The 13,930-nt window shown below is 68.3% G+C and carries 17 protein-coding genes and 1 tRNA gene; 6 read left to right on the top strand and 12 right to left on the bottom strand.

The window, feature by feature from the left end; all coding sequences use genetic code 11:
- Positions 1 to 38: 38 nt before the first annotated feature.
- From EDD92_RS24315 to EDD92_RS24290, 6 genes are read right to left on the bottom strand one after another with little or no spacing between them, the layout of a single operon-like run.
- Positions 39 to 797: a class E sortase gene (locus tag EDD92_RS24315; protein ID WP_185124113.1), complete on the bottom strand. Its 759-nt coding sequence runs from the start codon at positions 795 to 797 to the stop codon at positions 39 to 41.
- Between the two features lie 6 nt (positions 798 to 803).
- Positions 804 to 2,060, bottom strand: a complete 1,257-nt coding sequence (locus EDD92_RS24310; protein WP_123966251.1) for a class E sortase — start codon at positions 2,058 to 2,060, stop codon at positions 804 to 806.
- A complete protein-coding gene (locus tag EDD92_RS24305) occupies positions 2,057 to 2,695 on the bottom strand; it encodes an aminodeoxychorismate/anthranilate synthase component II (RefSeq protein WP_030939022.1) in 639 nt (212 codons plus the stop codon). The genes EDD92_RS24310 and EDD92_RS24305 overlap by 4 nt, the downstream gene beginning before the upstream one ends.
- Positions 2,692 to 2,889 (bottom strand): hypothetical protein, encoded by a 198-nt coding sequence (locus EDD92_RS24300; RefSeq protein WP_185124512.1) that lies wholly within the window; start codon positions 2,887 to 2,889, stop codon positions 2,692 to 2,694. The genes EDD92_RS24305 and EDD92_RS24300 overlap by 4 nt, the downstream gene beginning before the upstream one ends.
- A 17-nt stretch (positions 2,890 to 2,906) precedes the next feature.
- Entirely contained in the window at positions 2,907 to 3,599 is a 693-nt protein-coding gene (locus EDD92_RS24295) for a class E sortase (protein WP_123966250.1), read from the bottom strand.
- 24 nt (positions 3,600 to 3,623) lie between these two features.
- Positions 3,624 to 4,403, bottom strand: a complete 780-nt coding sequence (locus EDD92_RS24290; protein WP_123966249.1) for a DUF881 domain-containing protein — start codon at positions 4,401 to 4,403, stop codon at positions 3,624 to 3,626.
- A 142-nt stretch (positions 4,404 to 4,545) separates the two neighbouring features.
- On the opposite strand from EDD92_RS24290, the gene crgA reads away from it, so the two are divergent.
- On the top strand, positions 4,546 to 4,800 hold the full coding sequence (gene crgA / locus EDD92_RS24285) for a cell division protein CrgA (RefSeq protein WP_030939008.1): 255 nt from the start codon (positions 4,546 to 4,548) through the stop codon (positions 4,798 to 4,800).
- A gap of 270 nt (positions 4,801 to 5,070) precedes the next feature.
- On the opposite strand, the gene EDD92_RS24280 is transcribed toward crgA, so the two are convergent.
- Positions 5,071 to 5,979, bottom strand: coding sequence for a rhomboid family intramembrane serine protease (locus EDD92_RS24280; RefSeq protein WP_123966248.1), 909 nt, complete (start codon positions 5,977 to 5,979; stop codon positions 5,071 to 5,073).
- A 127-nt stretch (positions 5,980 to 6,106) separates the two neighbouring features.
- On the bottom strand, positions 6,107 to 6,640 hold the full coding sequence (locus EDD92_RS24275) for a peptidylprolyl isomerase (protein WP_030939002.1): 534 nt from the start codon (positions 6,638 to 6,640) through the stop codon (positions 6,107 to 6,109).
- 362 nt (positions 6,641 to 7,002) lie between these two features.
- Here EDD92_RS24275 and EDD92_RS24270 point away from each other — a divergent pair, with 362 nt between their 5' ends.
- The gene (locus tag EDD92_RS24270; protein ID WP_123966247.1) at positions 7,003 to 7,704 is read left to right on the top strand and encodes a DUF5324 family protein; all 702 of its coding nucleotides are present in this window, start codon (positions 7,003 to 7,005) and stop codon (positions 7,702 to 7,704) included.
- 16 nt (positions 7,705 to 7,720) lie between these two features.
- Here EDD92_RS24270 and EDD92_RS24265 read toward each other — a convergent pair whose 3' ends face one another.
- Positions 7,721 to 8,278: a hypothetical protein gene (locus tag EDD92_RS24265; protein ID WP_123966246.1), complete on the bottom strand. Its 558-nt coding sequence runs from the start codon at positions 8,276 to 8,278 to the stop codon at positions 7,721 to 7,723.
- A 448-nt stretch (positions 8,279 to 8,726) separates the two neighbouring features.
- Here EDD92_RS24265 and EDD92_RS52455 point away from each other — a divergent pair, with 448 nt between their 5' ends.
- Positions 8,727 to 8,849, top strand: a complete 123-nt coding sequence (locus EDD92_RS52455; protein ID WP_399183869.1) for a hypothetical protein — start codon at positions 8,727 to 8,729, stop codon at positions 8,847 to 8,849.
- Between the two features lie 121 nt (positions 8,850 to 8,970).
- Here the strand turns inward: EDD92_RS52455 and EDD92_RS24255 are convergent.
- Positions 8,971 to 9,043: transfer RNA gene (locus tag EDD92_RS24255), tRNA-Ala, on the bottom strand.
- A gap of 181 nt (positions 9,044 to 9,224) precedes the next feature.
- Between EDD92_RS24255 and EDD92_RS24250 the strand changes: the two genes are divergently transcribed.
- Both EDD92_RS24250 and EDD92_RS24245 read left to right on the top strand, forming a co-directional pair.
- Positions 9,225 to 9,773: a transcriptional regulator gene (locus EDD92_RS24250; RefSeq protein ID WP_030938997.1), complete on the top strand. Its 549-nt coding sequence runs from the start codon at positions 9,225 to 9,227 to the stop codon at positions 9,771 to 9,773.
- 172 nt (positions 9,774 to 9,945) lie between these two features.
- Positions 9,946 to 11,487, top strand: a complete 1,542-nt coding sequence (locus tag EDD92_RS24245) for a serine/threonine-protein kinase (RefSeq protein ID WP_123966245.1) — start codon at positions 9,946 to 9,948, stop codon at positions 11,485 to 11,487.
- A gap of 107 nt (positions 11,488 to 11,594) precedes the next feature.
- Here EDD92_RS24245 and EDD92_RS24240 read toward each other — a convergent pair whose 3' ends face one another.
- Positions 11,595 to 13,016, bottom strand: coding sequence for a hypothetical protein (locus tag EDD92_RS24240; protein WP_311736777.1), 1,422 nt, complete (start codon positions 13,014 to 13,016; stop codon positions 11,595 to 11,597).
- Between the two features lie 64 nt (positions 13,017 to 13,080).
- Positions 13,081 to 13,209 carry a DLW-39 family protein gene (locus EDD92_RS50505; RefSeq protein ID WP_003999697.1) on the bottom strand — a complete coding sequence of 43 codons (129 nt, stop codon included), beginning with the start codon at positions 13,207 to 13,209 and terminating at the stop codon, positions 13,081 to 13,083.
- 327 nt (positions 13,210 to 13,536) lie between these two features.
- Here EDD92_RS50505 and EDD92_RS24230 point away from each other — a divergent pair, with 327 nt between their 5' ends.
- The gene (locus EDD92_RS24230) at positions 13,537 to 13,857 is read left to right on the top strand and encodes a DUF6344 domain-containing protein (protein WP_123966244.1); all 321 of its coding nucleotides are present in this window, start codon (positions 13,537 to 13,539) and stop codon (positions 13,855 to 13,857) included.
- The last annotated feature ends 73 nt before the right edge of the window (positions 13,858 to 13,930 follow it).

The raw sequence follows: 13,930 nt of genomic DNA, 5'->3' as shown, positions 1-13,930 counted from the left end.
TGCTAGAAGACTGAGGTCCTTCCAGGACCCCCGTCACCTCACCGCAATTCCTTCGGCGGTGTCCGCTCACTGTCCACCTTCTCCACCCGCACCAACTCCCCCCACACCACATACCGATACCGGCTCGTGTACACGGGCGTGCACGTGGTCAGCGTGATGTAGTGGCCCGCCTTCTTCTTCCCCGACTCCTTCGGGATCTGCGAGATGACCTTCACGTTGAACTTCGAGGTCTCGTCGAGGACGTCGTACACCTTGTAGATGTACCACTTGTCCTTCGTCTCGAAGACGATCGCGTCGCCGACCTTGACCTTGTCGATGTTGTGGAACTTCGCGCCGTGGCCGTCCCGGTGGGCGGCCAGCGTGAAGTTGCCCTTCTTGCCCGTGGTCGGCAGCGTCGCCTTGACCGGGTCCGTGTAGTAGCCGGCCACGCCGTCGTTGAGGACCTTCGTCGACGTGCCCTTCTCCACCAGGACCTCGCCGTTCTTCATGGCGGGGACGTGCAGGAAGCCGATGCCGTTCTTGGTGTCCAGCGCGCCGGGCCCCGTGGCCCCGCCCTCGTGGGCCCACGTGTCGCGGACCTTGTCGCCCTGCTTGTCCGCCGCCCGGTCGGCTATGACGTTCGTCCACCAGAGCGAGTAGACGACGAACAGGCCCAGCACCAGACCCGCCGTGATGAGGAGTTCACCGAAGACGCTCACCGCCGCCGCGATACGGCCCGTGCCGCGGCGGCGGGCCGGTGGCGCCGCGGGCGCGTCCGTGTCCTCTTGAGTGTCGTCGGTGGTCGCTGCCACGTTCATCTGCCCCTACTCGACGAGCGCATCCGGCTTGCCCTTGCTGCGCGGCCGTTCCTCGACCATCTTGCCCCAGACGATCAACCGGTACTTGCTGGTGAACTCCGGAGTACAGGTCGTCAGCGTGATGTAGCGGCCCGGCTTGGTGAAACCCGACTGGGGCGGCACGGGACCGATCACGCTCGTATTGCTCGGCGACGTCACCGGCAGCGTCGACGTCACCTTGTAGACGAAGTACTTGTCCTGCGTCTCGACGACGACCTCGTCGCCGTTCTTCAGCTTGTTGATGTACCGGAAAGGCTCGCCATGCGTGTTGCGGTGGCCCGCGAGCGCGAAGTTGCCGGTCTTCGCGTCGGGCATCGCCGTCTTCAGCTTGCCCTCGCTGTAGTGACCGACCATGCCCTTGTCGAGCACCTGCTTGTTACTGACCCCCTGGGCGATCGGCACGACCACGTCCAGCTCGGGGATGTGGAGGATCGCGAAGCCCTGGCCCGGCTCGAACTCGCCCGGCGCGCGCTTCCCGCTCGCCCAGTCGTTCTGGAGAGTGCTGGTCTCCTTGTCGGCCGTCGCATGCGCCCGGACGTTCGTCCACCACAGCTGGTAGGTGACGAACAGCAGCATCAGTACGCCGGTGGTGATGAACACCTCACCGATCGCCCGGCTCGCGACGACGCCCGGACTGGGCTTGCGTGCGCGGGCCTGCCGACGTGCCTCCACGCGCGAGAGCGGAGCCTTGGAAGCGTCTGCTGACGTCTCCTCGGCGCCTTCCGCGCCCTCCGAAGTCGTACGAGCGCCCCCATGACGCCCATGACGGCGCTTGGCGGCCTTTCTACGGGCCGCTCGGCCGCCCGGAGTGGTTCCTGTGGCAGGTGTGGCTGTTGAGGCACCAGACGGCGATATGGAACCACCCGCCGGCGGCTCCGGTATCCGCAGAGCCACCGTCTCGTCGTCGACGGGTGGGAGATAGGGCTCGGGCTCCTCCACCAGCGGCGGTACGTACGGCTCCTCCACCGGCGCTGCGTACGGCTCCTCCACCGGCGCTGCGTACGGCTCCTCCGCGGCCGCCGCATACGCCCCGTGCTGTCCCCCCAGCTGGCCCTGCTGCCCCGCCGGATCGCCGTTCCACCCATCGAACGCACTGGAGGTCTCGAACCCACCGGACGCCTCAAACGAACCAGACGCCTCATACCCCTCGTACGACTCGTACCCCCCGTACGGCTCCTGCCCGTACGAGGCGGCGGACTCGCGCTCGGGGCGCAGCGCGGTCACGCCGTGGCCCTGCCCACCACCGGGGCGAGCCCCGCCGACCTCGCCACGGCACCCTGGTCGCCGCACTCCACCAGCCAGTTGGCCAGCATCCGGTGGCCGTGCTCGGTCAGCACCGACTCCGGGTGGAACTGCACGCCCTCGACCGGGAGTTCACGATGCCTGAGGCCCATGATGATCCCGTCGTGCGTACGCGCCGTCACCTCGAGCTCGGCCGGCACCGTCTCCGGCTCCGCAGCCAGCGAGTGGTAGCGCGTCGCCGTGAACGGCGAGGGCAGCCCGGCGAAGACGCCCCTGCCCTCGTGCTCGACCAGCGAGGTCTTGCCGTGCAGCAACTCGGGCGCACGGTCCACCACACCCCCGTACGCCACCTGCATCGACTGCATGCCCAGGCAGACACCGAACACCGGGACACCCGTCGCCGCGCAGTGCCGGACCATCTCGATGCAGACGCCCGCCTCCTCCGGCGTACCCGGACCCGGCGACAGCAGCACACCGTCGAAACCGTCCTGGGCATGGGCCGTCGACACCTCGTCGTTGCGCAGCACCTCGCACTCGGCGCCCAGCTGGTACAGGTACTGCACCAGGTTGAAGACGAAGCTGTCGTAGTTGTCGACGACGAGAATCCGCGCACTCACTGGTTGTCCACCGTCACATCGTTGAAGGGCAGCAGCGGTTCGGCCCACGGAAAGACGTACTGGAAGAGGACATAGACCACCAGCAGGACCAGCGCGAGCGAGATCAGCGCCCTCACCCACACATTCCCCGGCAGATGCCGCCAGATCCAGCCGTACATGCCGTCCCTTCCGTTCCACCACGGCACCAGACTCACGCCGTACCCGCACCAGACTAACGGCGCAGCGCCTCTGGTTTCCCGGCCTCCACAGGCTGTGTGGAATCCAGGTGCGCCCACACGATCAGCCGATGGCTGTGCCCCCACTCCGGATCGCACGTGGTGAGCGTCAGATAGCGGCCCTCACGCGTATACCCCGACTTACGTGGCACAGGATCGATCACCTCAACGTCCGTCGGCACAGTTTTGTAGGGCCCTTTGTCGATCCGATACGTGAACCAGGTGGTCCCGTCGGTCAGCACCACCGCGTCACCCGGCCTCAGCCTGGGGAAGTCCACGAACGGATCTCCGTACGTCCGCCGGTGCCCCGCCACCGCGAAGTTGCCCTCCTGCCCCAGCTGCGCGGTGTTCGCATAGTGACCGAGCCCCTTCTTCAGCGTGCTCACGGCGGTGTCCTCGAGCACCGGCTTGTTCCACGTGAAACCAAGCCGCGGGATGTACATGATCGCGAAGGGCCTGCCTCCGGCATACGGCGCCGGCCTCCTGGGACCGGCCGAAGCACCCGGCCCGGCAGTGGCTGCCGGATGCGCCGTCTGCTTCGCCCACTGCTCCTGCAGGACATCGATCTGGTGGTTCATCGCACCGTCCGCCCGCACGCCGGTCCAGAACAACACATAGAGGACGAAGAGGACGATCAGGCTGCCCACGGTGATACAGAGCTCACTGACGGTCCTGACGACGACGCGCACCGGCAGCTCCCGAAACGGCTCAGTTCACTCCACGGGCTGGGCGTAGTGCAGATCCACTGTGCCCGAGTAGCCAGGCAGAGTCACCGTCCCGTCATGGGTCACTTTCCAGCCGAGGCCGTACACATTCACGTAGACCATGTAGTTCTGGATCGCCGTGGAATCCGACAGCGCCTTGTTCAGCTTGTCGGGATCCCCGATCGCCGTGATCTTGTACGGCGGTGAGTAGACGCGCCCCTGAAGGATCAGGGTGTTGCCCACGCAGCGCACGGCACTGGTGGAGATCAGCCGCTGGTCCATCACCTTGATGCCCTTGGCACCGCCCTGCCACAGCGCGTTCACCACGGCCTGCAGATCCTGCTGATGGATGACCAGGTAGTCGGGCTGCGGCTCGGGATAGCCGGGGAGCTTGGCGGTGGCGTCCGGCGGGGCGTCGTTGAGCGTGACGGTGATCGCCTCACCCTTCAGCTTCTGCGTGCCCGCACCCTTCTCCAGGCCCGCGAGCTTCTTGTCCTGCGCCTTGCTGCTGCCGTCGTCCCGCTCGGCGAAGGACTCGACCTCACGGCGCAGGGAGCCGTTGGACTCGTCCAGTTCGCCGTTCTTGCGGCTGCGCTCCTGGATGAGGTCGGAAAGCTTCAGCAAGGACGTGTCCGTACGGATATTGGTGCCCTTGGCCGTATTGAAACTGGTGAAGAAAATGAGCCCTGCGAGGGCGAAGACGGCCACGGTGAGCACCCGCACCGGCCGGAAACGGCGTCCGCGGGCAGGACTGGATCCGTCCTGGGGGGAGTCGGCAGAATTGCTCAACGTACCCTTATCTCCTTCGGCGCCGCGGAAGCACTACGCTAACGGACGCCCGGGGGAGCGCTAAGAGTCCCCTTGTACGCTGCTCCGGAGCCAGCCACAGTTCCCTGCGCGGCCACGCAGCGCATCGACAGGAGAGACCCTCGTGCCGAAGTCACGTATCCGCAAGAAGGCCGACTACACGCCGCCGCCGGCGAAGCAGGCGACCAGCATCAAGCTGAACAGCCGCGCCTGGGTCGCCCCCGTCATGCTGGCCATGTTCCTCATCGGCCTCGCCTGGATCGTCGTCTTCTACGTGACTGACGGTTCGCTGCCCATCGATGCCCTGGACAACTGGAACATCGTGGTGGGCTTCGGCTTCATCGCCGCCGGATTCGGCGTCTCCACGCAGTGGAAGTAACGGCCACACCTCGGTGAACATAGCCCTGCCCAGGGCTATCCGCTGAGTTATCCACAGCCTGCAGAAAAATCCACAGAACCCCTGGGGATAAAGAACGACCATCTGTGGATAACCAGTCGGCCGTTGACGCCGATACGACCATCCCACCCGGCTTCGCAAACCTGTTCGCCCCCTGCCTGACCTGCTGAAACACTGGTCGGTGACAGGGGGCACAGCTGTTCCCGCACGCTATGCACAAGACTCGCAACCCGCTGTGGACAAGTGGGCACGTCAGGTGAGCTGAGCGGTCCTGAGCAGGGTCAGGACCACTGCGACGACCAGGACCAGGGCGCAGGTGCCGTACTGGACGAGGGTGCGGCGCTCGCGTGGGGCGTGGACCATGGCGTAGCCGGTGATGACGCCGGCGACGAGGCCGCCGATGTGGGCCTGCCAGGCGATGTTGCTCCAGCCGAAGGTGAAGATCAGGTTGATCACCAGCAGGGCGATGATCGGCCGCATGTCGTAGTTGAGGCGGCGCATGAGGACGGCGGTGGCGCCGAAGAGGCCGAAGATGGCGCCGGAGGCGCCGAGGGAGGCTTCGGTCGGTGAGGCCAGCAGATAGGTGAGGGCGCTGCCGGCGAGGCCCGAGACGAAGTAGAGGGAGAGGTAGCGGGCGCGTCCGAGGGCGGCTTCGAGGGGGCCGCCGAGCCACCAGAGGCTGAGCATGTTGAAGCCGATGTGCCAGGGCTCCTGGTGCGTGAACATCGCGGTCACCAGGCGGTACCACTCGCCGTCGGCGACGCCCTGGGTGGCTTTGAAGGGTGCCGGGGGCCATTCGCCGATGAGGACGAGGTGGTCCAGGAGCGAGGTCTGTACGTGGACGGCGATGAACACTGCCACGTTGATCCCGATGAGGATTTTGGTGAGGAGGCGGGGGTCTGCCGTCACGGCGCCGCCGGCCAACGTGCGGGGGCGGGCGGCAGCCGGCGCGTGGCCGGTGCCGGAGTCGCCGCGGGCGCATTCGGGGCATTGGAAGCCGACGGAGGCGTTGACCATGCATTCGGGGCAGATGGGGCGTTCGCAGCGGGTGCAGCGGATGCCGGTCTCGCGGTCGGGGTGGCGGTAGCAGCCGGGCAGGCTCTGGGCGTGCTGGGGTCCCTGGTCGTCCGGGCCTTGTGGGCTGCCTGGCGCCTGGTCCATGAGATCCCCTAGGTCGTCGTTCGGTGTCGTGCACAAATGCACCGCCCCGCCCATCTTTACGGATGGGCGGGGCGTTTGGTTCCTGCTGTGCGGGGACTCGACCTTGCGGGTGGGGTCCTCGTGGGTCTCAGCCCTCGCGGGTCTCGACGACGACGGACTCGATGACGACGTCGTTGACCGGGCGGTCGGTGCGGGGGTTGGTCTGGGTGGTGGCGATGGCGTCGATCACCTTCTGGCTGGCGGCGTCGGTGACCTCGCCGAAGATGGTGTGCTTGCGGTTCAGCCACGTCGTGGGAGAGACGGTGATGAAGAACTGCGAGCCGTTGGTGCCCGGACCGGCGTTGGCCATGGCCAGCAAGTAGGGCTTGTTGAAGGAGAGGTCGGGGTGGAATTCGTCCTCGAACTGGTAGCCGGGACCACCGGTGCCGTTGCCCAGCGGGTCTCCGCCCTGGATCATGAATCCGCTGATCACCCGGTGGAAGACCGTGCCGTCGTAGAGCTTGTCCGTGGTCTTCTGGCCCGTTTCGGGGTTGACCCACTCACGCTCGCCCGTGGCGAGCTCGACAAAGTTCCGGACCGTCTTGGGCGCGTGGTTCGGCAGGAGCCGGACTTCGATGTCGCCGTTGTTGGTCTTCAGGGTGGCGTAAAGCTGCTCAGCCACGATCTGCCTTCCGTTGTCTTCCTGTGACCCCCTGATCCTCGCACGGTCTGCGTCGTGCGTCGCCCGGCGCCCGTCTGTGAGCTCTTGTCGGGGGACGTTGCTTGCAGAAAACCGGTCGAGTGTGTCCGGGCCGGGGGCGCTCGGCGGCGATCCGTGGCATTGTCGACGACAAGCGCCTGTTGCCCCGTATTCATCCTCTATTGGACTTGATCGGCTCTTGATCGGCTCTTGATCTAGATGGTCCTGAGTCGATGTGCATGACCCGGATGCCCGCCCTCACATGCCCCGGTGTCCGTTGACAGGCATGATCCGTAAAAGGGTGGAAAGTCGAAATACCGTACGCCACCGAGGAGGAGGAACCCGTGACCCGCATCGACAGCGTGCGCGCCGCGACCGGTTCGGCGAAGGACAGCGTGCTGCACGCCGCGGAAGTGGTGGCGCCCTACGCCGACACGGCCAAGGACAGGGCCGCGCACTACGCACACGAGGCACGCGTACGGCTCGCGCCGAAGGTGTCCCAAGCGGCGGATCAGGCCCGCGTCCAGTACGACGCCCATGTCGCGCCGCGTCTGGAGCAGGCCCGTACGCATGTGCCGCCGAAGGTCGACCAGGCCGCCCATGAGGCCGCCGTCCGAACCCGGCAGGCGGCCCGGCAGGCCGCCGACTATTCCCGGCCGAGGCTGGAGCAGGCGGTGGCCGTGGCCGGGCCCGTCAGGGACGAGGCCGCCGCGCGCGGTGCTGCCGCATTGGCTGCGCTGCGCGGTCAGGTCTCGCCGAAGGAGATTCAGAAACTGGCTCGTCGGCATGAGCGTCGGGCGAGGGCCGGCCGCGCCGCGAAGGTGTTGCTGGTGCTCGGTGCTCTCGCGGGCGGTGCTTTTGCTGCCTGGAAGTGGTGGGACAAGCAGGCCAACCCTGACTGGCTGGTCGAGCCGCCTGCTGCGACGGAGGTTCCGGAGTCGAGTCGGCTGTCGTCGGTGGACGGCAGCGGTCAGTCGTTGCTCGACCCTGAGGTGCAGGCCAAGGAGGCCGAGGAGGAGGCCGCGCAGCGCGACGACGACCGGTGACGTGCTGTGGGCCGAACTACGGCGTGGGGCGGGAGACTTGAGGGTCTTCCGCCCCACGGCTGTGTTTCACGTGAAACACGTATGGCTGCGGTGTCACTGGCGGACGACGTCTGCGGTGCCAGCGTCTTCCGGTACCACGGGGCTGCCTCGCTGAGCCGGGTCCGGTGTCCGGGTCCGGTGTCCGGGTGTGCAGTCGGTGCGGGACCAGCGGGGAGCGGTGCCAGCGGTCCTCTGCGAGCAGCCCGGCCTGGTGTGCGCTGACTCGTCCGGGTGTCGTGTGCAGGCGGGTCAGGTGGTCGTGGAGGGCGAGGCCGTCCTGGGGGACCGGCAGGCCGTGCGTTTCGCCGAGCAGGGTGACGAACTCGCGCAGTGTCGGTGCGTGGGGATGGGCGGCGTGGTGCACGGTGCCGGGTGGGATGTGTTCGGGTGTCCGGGCGAGAGTGGCCGGCAGTCGGGCCAGGTCGTCGACCGCGACCAGCGACAGGCGGGCCCGGCCGTTTTCCGGCAACGCCGGTACGCGCTGCAGGAGTTCGCCGATGGCGGGGACGAACCACCTGTCCCCGGGGCCGTACACGAGCGGTGGTCTGAGGACTGTGCGCCGGCGGCGAGTAAGGCGTGCTCGGCCTGTAGCCGGGTGCGGCTGGTGGCGGGGGCGGGAGGGCGTTCGTTCTCGGTGAGGTCGCGGTGCGGTCCGGTGCTGTAGACGGCCGTGGTGCTCACTAGGAGAGTGCCTGGACGTCGACGCGTTCTGCCTCGGCGACCAGGGCGCGAGTGCCGTCGACGTTGACGCCACGTGTCTTCGTCGGCGCTGATGTGGGAGGCGCAGTGGGGCACGGCCTCCATGCCGTGGCAGATGCCACGCGGGAAGGCCGGGTCGGTGAGGTCTCCCGTGGCGTACTCGACGCCGGACACGGCTTCGGACGCCTCCGGTACGCGTCTGACCAGTGCCTTCAGCTCCCATCAACCGGCGAGCCGATCTGCGCGGACGGGTCGCCGTGATGTGGCGTCACATTCTGCCGTCCGTGGCCCATCCTGCCGCCATCTCGCGCCTGCGCCCGGAGGGCGCCACCGACCCGGCGGCCGCGACGGCGCGGGACGAGGACCGGGCCGAGGCCGACATCGAGGTCGGGGCCGTCACCGGCTGACCAGGGCGGCCGGCCGCCCACCGCGGGCGCCAGGCGGCAGAGAGCCGGCCAGGCGGTGTCGCTCGCGGTAGCGAAAAATCCCCTCCGATCTGCGTTTCTGCAGGTCGGAGGGGTTTCGGTGTGGAGCCTAGGGGAGTCGAACCCCTGACATCTGCCATGCAAAGACAGCGCTCTACCAACTGAGCTAAGGCCCCGGAAAGGGAGCATCCCCCGGAAGAACCGCGTACCGGTGGGTGCCGCAGACCAGAGTACCGGGTCACCCCCGGGATCTCGCAAAAAGATTGGGGGTCCCCGTGGACGACCACTCTCCGTAAGATGCTCGGCGTGGTTCGCTACAGCGAACCACAGTACTTGGGGAAGCGATGGGGAGACGCAATGGACGCCGCACAGCAGGAAGCGACCGCAAGAGCGCGGGAACTGCAGCGGAACTGGTACGGGGAGCCGTTGGGGGCGCTCTTCCGTAAGCTCATAGAAGATCTCGGACTCAACCAGGCCCGTCTCGCGGGGGTGCTGGGGCTGTCCGCTCCGATGCTGTCGCAGTTGATGAGCGGCCAGCGGGCGAAGATCGGCAACCCGGCTGTCGTGCAGCGGGTGCAGCTGCTGCAGGACCTGGCGGGGCAGGTCGCGGACGGCAGTGTGAGCGCGGCCGAGGCCACGGAGCGCATGGAAGAGATCAAGAAGTCGCAGGGGGGCTCGGTGCTCAGCAACACCACGACCACGACGAGCAGTTCGGGGGCGCCCACGGTCAAGCGGGTGGTCCGGGAGATCCAGTCGCTGCTGCGCTCGGTGGCCGCCGCGGGGGACATCATCGACGCCGCGGACACTCTCGCCCCCAGTCATCCGGAACTGGCAGAGTTCCTCCGGGTGTACGGCGCCGGCCGCACCTCCGACGCGGTCACGCACTACCAGTCGCACCAGAGCTGAGCCCGTGGCCCGGTCGCCGAAGGGGGTTCGGCAGCCGGGCCGACGGCCGAGGAGAGGCGCGGGGGCTCGTATCACTCATCACACTCGTCGAGGAACGGCGCTGGGGGGAGTCGTATCACCCGTCGAGGGGCAAGCAAGGGGGTAGCCGAAGGGGGAGGAGCGACGCACAGCCATGGGTGAGGTCTTCGCCGGCCGGTACGAACTGGTCGACCCGATCGGACGCGGAGGAGTCGGCGCTGTCTGGCGCGCCTGGGACCACCGCCGCCGCCGCTATGTGGCCGCCAAGGTGCTGCAGCAGCGCGACGCGCACTCGCTGCTGCGCTTCGTCCGCGAACAGGCTCTGCGTATCGATCATCCTCATGTGCTGGCGCCGGCCAGCTGGGCCGCCGACGACGACAAGGTCCTGTTCACGATGGACCTCGTCGGCGGCGGCTCGCTTGTTCATCTGGTCGGGGATTACGGCCCCCTGCCCCCGGCCTTCGTCTGCACCTTGCTGGACCAGCTCCTGTCGGGGCTGGCCGCGGTGCATGCGGAGGGTGTGGTGCACCGCGACATCAAGCCTGCCAATGTCCTGCTGGAAGCGACCGGCACGGGCCGGCCGCGGCTGCGGTTGTCCGACTTCGGCATCGCCATGCGGCTGGGTGAACCGCGTCTGACGGAGACCAATCTCGTGGTGGGGACGCCGGGTTATCTCGCGCCCGAGCAGATGATGGGCGCGGAACCGGACTTCCCCGCCGACCTGTTCGCGGTGGGCCTGGTCGCGTTGTATCTGCTGGAGGGTGCCAAGCCGGACGCCAAGGCGCTCATCCAGTACTTCGCGGCGCACGGGACGCCGAGCCCGCCCAAGGGCATTCCCGAGCCGCTGTGGCAGGTTGTGGCGACGCTGCTGCAGCCCGACCCGCAGGCCCGGTTCCGCACGGCCACAGGGGCACGCAAGGCGCTCGCCTCCGCCAGGGAGCTGCTGCCGGAACCCGGTCCCGACGACGAGTTGATTGAGATCTTCGACCAACTCGGCCCGCTCCCGCCGGGGTTCGAGCCCTCGGGACCTCTCAGAACTGCACCGGGAGTGGAGGCGAAGAGGGAGGCCGACACCCACGGGACCGGTGCAAGTGAGGCCCCGTCGCGGTCCGTTGAGCGGTCTGTTGAGGCAGAGGCGCCCTCCCTGCCGCCCGCCTCGGACGCAGACGCCGTGGTGTCCACGGACGTCACGCCACTGCCCGATCCGCGTCAGGGCCCCGGGCACCGGCCGGAGCCGTCCGTCCCCACACAGCCGCCCAGCATGTCGGACACCGGCAGCTTCCATCTGCCGCCCCCGCAGGCCACCGCCTCCTCCGCCCCAACTCCCGCTCCACAGCCGCCAACGCCCCACGCACAGGCGCACCCCCACCAGGGCAGCCAGCACCAGTCCGGCTACGTCTCCCCACACGACCCCACGCATGTACTGCCCTCCCCCCAGTCGCACACGCCGCTGCACCCGGCCCAGGCCCTGACACCGGCGCCGTACCGGCGCGCTGATGTCTCTACTGTTTCGTACACCGCCCAGTCCCCTCAGGTTCCGCCTCCCGTGCAGGCAATCTCGCAGGAGCCGACGCGTCGCAGCCATCGCGCCCGCCCCGCACGCCGTCCCGGCCCGCCCGCCAAGGTGGCGATCCCGCTCCTGCTTCTCGCGCTGACCTGCTACGCCGTGGGGTTCTGGGCCCTGACCCGCATCTGAACGACCGTCCGCCGCCTCCGATCCGAGAGCCGCAGACCTCACCGGGCCTCTGCCCCGCGCCGGGCCGCAGGCCCCACGAGGCCCGTGCTTGCGCCGGGCCGCAGGCCTCACCAGGCCCGTGCTCTCCGCCGGGCCGCGACCGTCCACACCCCGAGCACGGCGAGCACGACCGTGCCCGCTCCGATCCCTCCCACGGCGACCGCCTTCATCGTGGCGTGGGCGGCTGCGGTCCCGCCCTCCGCGGCTGCATGCCGGTCCTGCGCGGTGACCTCGAAGACGTTTCCCGGCACGGACTGTCCTTCGTATCGGGGGCCGTCCTGCGGCGCGCCCTCGACCCCGACGCGCAGCCTCAGCCTGAACGGTCCGTCGCCGAACTTGTCGGCCACTCCCGCGGCGAGGTGCACCACCAGGTAGTACGAGCCGGCGAACCGCATTCCGTTCACGTGGTCGGGGATGGCGTAGCGGTTGGTGTAGTCGACGGCAGGCACCGCGGCGAGGGAGGCCGACTTCTGCTTGCCGTCGTAGCCGACGTTCGCGTCCTCCACGTCGGCGCGGACGGGGTTGTAGAGCGTGAGGGCCAGGGCGTCGATGGCGTAGCCGTGGCCGTCGCCGTTCGCGCTGCCCAGTTCGGCCGTGGCGGACGGCTGTTGGCCCCAGCCGACCGGGACCTTGTAGAAGAGGGTCTGCCCGGGCGTGATGTCGGCGCTCCACACGCCCTGTCCCACGGTGGCCGCCCGGGAGAACCCCGCGCCGCCCTGGCTGTGCTTGGCCGCACCCGAGACGGGCGTGGGTAAGGCGGAGTTCCACGCCTTGGGCGGGCTCGTCGAACCGGCCTGCTTCAGGCGCGGTTCGGTTGTGGCGGTGATCTCCAGGTCCCAGGCGCCGGGCGAGGAGTCCGCCGTACCGGCGCGTTCGACGACGACGTAGTAGGTGCCGGTGCCCTGGCATACGGGGTTGGCCGGGGAGGTCGTTCGTACGCCCCAGGCCGTGATGGGGTGCGGGCTCTTGGCGGCGCCGAAGCGGGCGCGCTCGTTGGAGCAGGAGTGGTTGTCGACGTCCTGCACCGACACCTTGATGCCGTCGGTGATGGAGAGGGTGGCGTCCGCGCGGGGGATGGCGGTGACGGAGACGTACGCGTTGGACGCGGCGTCGAGACGAAGGCTGTAGTAGAGCTTCGTGTCCCTGGGGAGGGAGCTGCGATAGGCCCTGCCGGCTTCGAGGAGCTCGGCGCCACTGGTCCCTTTCGCTCCGTCCACAGGCTGTGCGTCCTCCGCAAAGGCGTAGGAGGAGGCAGCGGAGGAGACGCCGGCGCTCGGGGTTCCGGCTGCCGCCGCGGCGGCCGGCCAGGACGCCGCAGCTGCCGTGCACAGCACCGCTCCCACGGCCGCCACGCGCGCGCGTGCCGACGGACGCCCGCGCCACGCCCTCGCGCGCCACCACGCCGTACGCCGCCCCATCACGCGCCACCCCTCGTCGTCGTCCGGACCGCTGGACCGTGGCCCATCCTGCCCCGCGAGGCCACGTCTCATCCGGGCAACACAAAACCCCGACCGCAAGGACGGCCGGGGTCTGTTCAGATTCCGTTGTCGATACTCACGAACCCGTGGGCACGGAGTCAGTCGCCTCCGTCCACAGATCCTGCTCGGCGCGATCCGCCTGGATCTGGCGGTACACGAGGAGCCCGCCGATGGCGGCCAGTGCGACCAGGAGAAGCTTCTTCACCGCGCGACCTCGTCTTTCCTTGACGTAGGGGACTTCTGGCGCCCGACTATACACACCGACCGATACCGATCGGTGACCTACGTGGGCCCCCAACTCCCCTCAGACAAACCGCAGTAGAACCGGAGTCCACCGCTCCGATCTGAGGGTGATCACATCCCCACGGACGGTTACTTTGCTGTTCATTCTCCTATTTTCGAGCCGTTTGCGCCCATCCGGGTGTTGTTCATCTGAACATCGCCGCGCCACGGGCGTCGGTCCAACACTTCGCGGCCCCGATACACATCATGAGGAAAGTACGCAAATCGCCCGACCCGAAAGTGAGGGGCCATGGCCCAGAACCAGGTCATGAAGCTGTGGAACGTCATCGTCACCGCCTTCCTCGCGCTGTGCACGACGCTCGGACTCATCACGACGACCGCCGCCGCGGTGGTACCTCAGACCGAGGCGCCCGGCAACTGCAGCGCGCCGGTGACGGTGCCGACGGCATCCCACTGGTCCTGGTCCTACACCAGGGCCCTGCCCCCCACGATGAAGCAGCGCATCCGCGCCGAGGCCCACGGAAAGTCCCCCAGCTGCCGCCACAGCCCGCTCACGGAGACGGAGGCGGGCGCGGACATCTCCGAGCCGGCCACTCCCCTCCAGCTGTGAGGCACCGCCCCTGCATCCTCGGCGTAACGGCGAACTTGCGTACCCGAACCGCCCACGAAGAAGACCCCCAACC

It is taken from the genome of Streptomyces sp. TLI_185 (assembly GCF_003814765.1).
GTDB lineage: Bacteria > Actinomycetota > Actinomycetes > Streptomycetales > Streptomycetaceae > Streptomyces.
Note: the sequence above shows the minus strand (reverse complement) of the source record. Positions and strands in the feature narration are given on the sequence as shown.